We start from the raw sequence: 6,687 nt of genomic DNA on the forward strand, positions 1-6,687 counted from the left end.
TTTTGCCAGGTCTATAAACACATATGAAACTTGCTTTACTTTTCTTCTACAATCCTCCTTCCTTCGATTTTTAATTTTACGCCTGTTGTTGTCCTCAAAGATTTGATCAGGTCACCAATAGGGATGTCCCTCGGAAACTCACCAGAGACGGTTCCTATTTCTCGATCCTTTGAGATATCTATTTCAACATTATACCATCGAGCGACTTGTCTGAGAAATAGGTTAAGGTTTGCTTTGTTTACCACGAAAAGACCGTCTTTCCAGGCCGTGTAATCGTCGCCGTTAACTTGCAGCACCCGAAGCTCATCTCTGGCGACAATAGCTTGCTGACCCGGTTTTATGATGACGGTCTTCTGTGATCGATTGTTAAGAATCCTTAAGGAGCCTTCCAATAATGTGGCGGCGCCGAAAGGCTCATTGGAATAGGTATTGAAATTAAATTCTGTTCCCAAAGCAGTCACCTCCATATCTGTGGACTTTACTGTGAACGGTAATTTTTTGCTTTTTGCAACTTGAAAGTAGGCCTCACCGGTAAGCTCTATCTGGCGTGAAGTGATACCAAAGGAGACTGGGTATTTAATGGAGGAACCTGCATTCAGCCACACTTTGGAGCCATCGGCAAGTACCACCTTGAACTGGCCGCCCATTGGAACCCTTACGGTATTAAATCCATCCTTTTGCAGGGCAGCTTCCCTTGTCTGCTGTCCATAGGTTAATGTTCCATCTTTTAGGCTCGCAATACCATCTTTGCTATTTTGTAGCGACCCTTTATCAAAAAGTGAGACCTGGCTGCCGTCGGAAAGAATAAGCTCTGCTTTATCAGTTCCGGGATGAATTTCTACTTGTTGGGCGATAGTAGTTGGAGCAACGCTTTTTTGCTGCTGGTCAAAAAAGTAAAAGACCGCTATGCCAAGGGCAAGTAATATTGCTGCTGCGGTAGAGAGGTAGATCCAAAGAACGTTAGTTTTTGGTCTGGGACGTAATTGGATGGAAAGGATTTCCTTTACATTTCCGGTTATTTCTTCAACCTGGTCGTTATTGGGTACATTCTCTTCGGATAGCGTAGACCTGATCTTTGCCATCAGCTGGTCATCAACTTTTTCAGCATTAAATACATCCAGGAGATAGCCAAGCTCTTGCCCGGTTATAGTACCCTTTAGGTACTTTTCGAATAGGTATTGGATTTGGTTATTGTCCACAGCTTTCTCCTTTTTTATAGCCTTTACGGACTGTGGGGAGAAATCAATAGCTGAGTGGTATAATTTTTATTTTTTTATTTTCAAGAAAGGCTGTTGTATAACAGAGAGGCCAGGATCAGTACCGGTAGCGAAGGGTGGCTGGAGAAATAATCTTTAAGGAATGCATTGGCCTTGGTCACATGATCATTCACCGCTGCCTGGGAAATCCCCAGTAGATCGGCAACCTCCTTATAACTTTTCTCTTCCAATTTACACATGCTGTACACTCTTTTTCGCTGCGGCGGCAATTTGTCTATGGCTTCATGAAGAAGTTGTCTTCCTTCCTGGTCGAATAGGGCTTTTTCAATATGGTCATAAGCCTCCGTGGTAAAGGAGATGAAATGGGCTCGCATCTTTTCATCCCTTGCTACCTTCCGGAATATATCATATACCATATTTTCAGAAATACGGAACAAGTAGGCTTTGATGGATTTTTCAGGATCAATGCTTCCCCGATGTTCCCATAGGCGGACGAATATTTCCTGCAGGCATTCTGCCGCCAGATCACGATCTTTGAGCAGCCTTACCAGGTTGCCGGTTAATTTAGGGCTATAGCGGTCATAAATTTGTTCAAAGGCTTCATAGTTCCCCGCCCTGAGTTGTTCGAGAATGGTGCGCTCCGCTTCCATTTCTAATGCCTGCATCTTCATCTTTAAGTCTCTTGGTGGGTCTAATGTGGTCATTTTTGTGGCCGGATGCAAGAAAAAAATGCTGCAAAACGGTTGATGGGGCTAAAAACAAACATTTAATTTTCTATGCAACCGACTTTATAACAAAAATTGCAGACGAGTCCTCGCAACTGCATGTAGACCGGCTCAGTTTTTCCGCTCCACAAAAATTTTAATCTTTTTGAAAGGCAGATCCGCTTTGGCATCGATACGCTTACTCTTCCATATCTCGGAGCCGCCGAAACGAATATCAAAATCATACCGTCCAAGAAGCCCATTCGAAATCGTTACAGCAAAATCGACAGTGAAACTGGAGTCCTGCTGGAATAACCAGTTCAGTTGCTGATCATTTAGAATAAAATGTTGTTGTGCCCAACCTATTATATCTGATCTTAGAAACATGGCCTGCTCCTGGAGCAGGTTGTCGTCAAGGCCGTACAGCTCATGTTGTTTTAACGCTATTCCAACGGGGGTAAAATAGACCTGTTCCATATCTTAACATGTTGAATTTAAAGTAACTAATATAATAAATATTTACTAACTTTAATATTTGTTAGGTAAGAACGATTATAAACGATTATGGAAAACAGGGTTTATACGAATGAAAATCGCCCCGCGTATAATGATGTTTTTAAAAGGGTAATTCTTGCTTTGGTAGGAGCCCATTTTATCGTGGTCTACGGTGACCATGAGGATATAGGAAAAATAATCAGGCATTTTGATTATTACAATGCTATGGTTGCAAGTTTTGTAATTGCTTTCCTGGTACTGTACTACATCTGGATGATAACCCGGTACCTCGATGCCAGGCTCGATTGGTTCCAGGACACCAATAAACGGATAGCAGCACAGCTTGCGCTTGGTCTAGCGCCTCCAGCCGCAATTGCAGTACTGCTTGCATGGGTTTATTTCAGTATGTACGGCCATGATATCCGGGATACCCCATACTTTGACAGTGACTTCCCTGTGATTTTACTGTTTATCTTCCTGGCCAATATCTATTACTTTTTATATTACCTGGTCGTATCCTTCTGGCCACGTGACAGTACGGAAATTAAGGAGGATATTTCTAAACCAACACCGCAAAATGAACAGGAGGGAAGTCTGCCCGAACGGCGACAGTATAAAACTGTAATTCTTGTTCAGACGCCCCTTAAGAGTATTCCAGTACCAACCTCCGCAATTGCTTATTTTTTCCGGGAGCAAAAGCAGAATTACCTGCGAAAAAATGATGGGGAAATATTTGAAATCAGCTATTCCCTCGATGAGTTGGAGGCCAGCCTTGCGCCAACTGCTTTTTTTCGAATAAACCGCCAGATGATTATTAGCTTTAGTTGCTGCAAGGAATTTAGTCCTACAAATGGCCCAAGGCTCGAACTGGGATTGATACCCGCTCCATCAGATCCTGTTTTGGTCAGCGAAACAAAAGTCAGCACATTTAAAAACTGGATTATACGATGATGCTGAATTCAGCGCATATATCCCTGAACTCAACACCATATTTGCCTCAATCAAAGGGCACTTCCCTTTGATTGAGGCAAAAATCAACGGAGCATATCGCTCCAACCTTCTTATTTAGATGAAGTAATTGCTCATATTCCGAATTCGGATACCAATATTCCGAATTCGGACTATTCTGATTGATTGGGATTTTAGATACCCTTGCCGAGCTCTTAATTTTGGATCAAAGCCGGCAGGGTGCACACTGCTTTCTAAACTAAATAAATCGAATTATGAATCAATTTCTCATAGAATTGCAGAAAAATATGGAGGTGTCTATGCATGTCATTTCCACCGAATCTGAACATGATCTTGAACTGGCTAACCGTAGTAAAGATTGCTTAAATAAAACAATGGAACTGCTCAACGACTTCGTTCGTCAGTATGAGTTTCGAACAACCGAAGATGAGATCAGGTTCTTCAAAGAACAAAGGCCGTCCTTCTATGCTGAATTTATATTTTGGAATGAAGTTCTATTTCTAGAATCCAACCTGCCGGTAGGCACAAAATGGCAGATCGATTTTTTAAAGAAAGCCATACAGCGCATCAACGATTATTTTGAACGTTATAAGGAATTGTACAAATACTATAAGCAACAACTGACGCTACATGATCAGCAGCTTTTCGTCCGTTATCCTGAAGAGAAGCTCATAAACATCGAAGAGAATCCGGAACTCGACAGTAGGATTTCAACTGCATACAGTTCACTTTTTGGTAAATTTATGGCCTTCGATCGCCTCGCAGGTAAAATACAAAATACCATCGCTAATCTAAAATCACCAAAATATAAAAGTAACCCCGAACATTCGGAAAGGCTAAAATGGACCGGAAGTAAGGCTCAATTAATTGAGCTCATTTACGCCCTTGCCAGTAGCGGTGTTATCAATAACGGAAAACCGAATGTAAAGCAGTTATTTCTTATCATTTCAGAGTTTTTTCATATTGAAATCACACATTACTATCCATACTTTCAAAGGATGCGGATAAAGAAAAAAGACCGGGCTCAGTTTATGACTTACCTTACTGATTGTTTGATCAAAAGAATGGATGAAAGTGATGAATTTCCGCGATTTTCTTAATAAGAAAAGCCTTCTGGTAAATGTACCAGAAGGCTTTTTTTATAATTGTCCTATGGCTTCATGTAGCCTTTCCGCATAAGCGAATGCAGGAATTTTAATCCAGTTCTTTCTGATAATAAACAACCAGCAAACCAGGCAAAGCAATAGGAACCCTTCAGATATAAAAAAGACCTGGGGATAGGTCTCCACTGTCCATACTCCAGCTTTAAAACCAAAAAAGCCATACGTAGCTAATGCTAAAATGCCGATCAAAATTATAGATACTGGTTTCAGCCCCCAAAGGTTACGGCGGAAACCGTATGCCATATTCTCTTTGAAGATAAGGGGATATTTATTTGTATCCCTAGTATTGCTTATTATATGACTTGTCCAGGCACGGTATGCCTCATCTACTAAAATAGTATTCGAGCGCTCATACGGCTCGTCCGTTAAGTGGCCTACAGGACATAGACTGTGCATTTTTTGATGATTGCGACCTTTCGTATGTCTATCGAAATGTCCATCGCTCCAACGGAACAATTGGGTAGTTGGGGCGCCGCCCCAATCTTCCCAAAGTTTCTTTTCTTTGCGCTTTCCGCCATCCCTACCAATTTGGGCAGCGAAGTAAGCCAACACACCCATGGCCCCAAAGGGAACTGTAAAATGGATATTCTTATCCAAGTCCCAGAAAGTAACAAGTGCTCCAACAACTATCAAAGGCAAGTAAAAAATAATCATCGGATATAACCGTGCAGTTCTGCTATATCTGTCCATATTTACTCTTCAACTTGGTTAAAAAATGGAACAACATCTGCTGGTCCCCATCCCTCTCTGTTAGCATTCAATGAACTACAAAGTTTAGAACCTGCTGTTTTATATACTTTTGCTCCCCTCCGGTTGTAGGCGTTTGTTACTTTTTTAGAGGGATGCTTTTCCGGCCTTGCGTCTTTAGAAACCGAAACATAGGCTTGATCACATGTGATAGCATCAAGAACGCTTGGAGAGATGTTTCGTTTACTACCATGATGCGGTACTTGCATCATAAAAACTCTTGAAATATCTATACCTTCGGATTTAGAAAACTCGATCACTTTTTTTAATGAAGTAATACCAGCATCTCCTGTAAATAAGTACTTTCTTCCGGCGAATTGAAACAACAATACTGCACTGGAACTGTTTTCAGCAGATGTTTCGCCGTCTTCACTTAAGGTCTCATAATTTAGAGATTCCCCAATCCAGGAAATAGCACGTTCAAAACCACTAAGGGCTTTTTCAAGCAAGATTTGCTTTGCCTGTGGGCTTCTTGCGAAGTCAGGTATAAGTTCTCGATAAAAATCAACCGTTGGCCCAAGAACTGTAATAGCTCCATCCTCACTTGTTCTGCCCGCAAAGGGTTCTCTGACATCAATTCCCTTCGCATTGGCAAGCTCACAAAGCTCAAATGCATAAGTATAACCTTTTTGCAGTCTTTCACTGAGACTATTATCAGTAATCCGGCCATCATGGAAAAGATCCCGAACATGTTCTGAATGCTCCCAAGGTTTATGGATCCATAACTCTCCCACAGAACATTGATTGAGCACCTGCCTCAGACCTGAAGCATGGTCACCATCAGGATGTGTACACACAACAAGATCTACATGATTAGTGTCAAAAAACTCATTGATGTGCTCGACAAGACGGTTTCCCGAATCTTTCGTACCTCCATCAATAACTACTACCTGGTATAAGCTGCGGTCAGAAAAATCGCCATAGCGAAATGCAATAGCATCACCACTCTTTTCTCCGCTGTCTACCGGTAAAAAATCAATTTGTATTTGTTTACTCATAAATATTATTTAGCCCGCAATAAATCAAGACAAAACCGACCGCGAGCATTAGCCGGTGTGCCCCTGTTTAATTTTTAATAAATGACCAGAAGATGCTTGGATCTTTAGGTTTCTTAAGCGGAAAGTTTTAAGAAAAAAAACAATTGTTTTCTTTCGAAAGGTTCCTGTTAGTAACGGGATAATAATTAGTTTTTAAACAGATTATTATCGTTTAGAATTCGATCAAAATGGTTGCCAACCCCAATTAGCCATTTATAATATCAGGAAAACGGGTTGTTTCTGTAGCTAAATATTTACATGTCATGACAATCATGACATGTTGACGTTTAATTAATTATTTACTCTATTTTGAAATCACATCTGTCCTAAATAAATTTTAGGATTGGATTTCTGT

General features: G+C 41.0%; 7 protein-coding genes. 2 read left to right on the top strand and 5 right to left on the bottom strand.

Annotation, left to right across the window (positions count from 1 at the left end; translation table 11 throughout):
- Positions 1-35 precede the first annotated feature (35 nt).
- From B2X72_RS13545 to B2X72_RS13555, 3 genes are all read right to left on the bottom strand, one after another.
- Positions 36-1,199 (bottom strand): FecR family protein, encoded by a 1,164-nt coding sequence (locus tag B2X72_RS13545; RefSeq protein WP_070561851.1) that lies wholly within the window; start codon positions 1,197-1,199, stop codon positions 36-38.
- An 80-nt stretch (positions 1,200-1,279) separates the two neighbouring features.
- Positions 1,280-1,921, bottom strand: a complete 642-nt coding sequence (locus tag B2X72_RS13550; protein WP_083295795.1) for an RNA polymerase sigma factor — start codon at positions 1,919-1,921, stop codon at positions 1,280-1,282.
- Between the two features lie 132 nt (positions 1,922-2,053).
- Positions 2,054-2,398 (bottom strand): hypothetical protein, encoded by a 345-nt coding sequence (locus tag B2X72_RS13555; RefSeq protein WP_070561853.1) that lies wholly within the window; start codon positions 2,396-2,398, stop codon positions 2,054-2,056.
- 87 nt (positions 2,399-2,485) lie between these two features.
- Between B2X72_RS13555 and B2X72_RS13560 the strand changes: the two genes are divergently transcribed.
- Entirely contained in the window at positions 2,486-3,367 is an 882-nt protein-coding gene (locus tag B2X72_RS13560) for a LytR/AlgR family response regulator transcription factor (RefSeq protein WP_070561856.1), read from the top strand.
- A gap of 272 nt (positions 3,368-3,639) precedes the next feature.
- Positions 3,640-4,485 carry an RteC domain-containing protein gene (locus tag B2X72_RS13565; RefSeq protein WP_070561858.1) on the top strand — a complete coding sequence of 282 codons (846 nt, stop codon included), beginning with the start codon at positions 3,640-3,642 and terminating at the stop codon, positions 4,483-4,485.
- Between the two features lie 39 nt (positions 4,486-4,524).
- Here B2X72_RS13565 and B2X72_RS13570 read toward each other — a convergent pair whose 3' ends face one another.
- Both B2X72_RS13570 and B2X72_RS13575 read right to left on the bottom strand, forming a co-directional pair.
- Positions 4,525-5,202 (bottom strand): hypothetical protein, encoded by a 678-nt coding sequence (locus B2X72_RS13570; protein WP_286849931.1) that lies wholly within the window; start codon positions 5,200-5,202, stop codon positions 4,525-4,527.
- A 38-nt stretch (positions 5,203-5,240) separates the two neighbouring features.
- The gene (locus B2X72_RS13575; RefSeq protein ID WP_070561862.1) at positions 5,241-6,293 is read right to left on the bottom strand and encodes a ComEC/Rec2 family competence protein; all 1,053 of its coding nucleotides are present in this window, start codon (positions 6,291-6,293) and stop codon (positions 5,241-5,243) included.
- Positions 6,294-6,687 lie beyond the last annotated feature (394 nt).

The organism is Sphingobacterium sp. UBA7253 (genome assembly GCF_002472745.1).
GTDB classification, from domain to species: Bacteria; Bacteroidota; Bacteroidia; order Sphingobacteriales; family Sphingobacteriaceae; genus Sphingobacterium; species Sphingobacterium siyangense.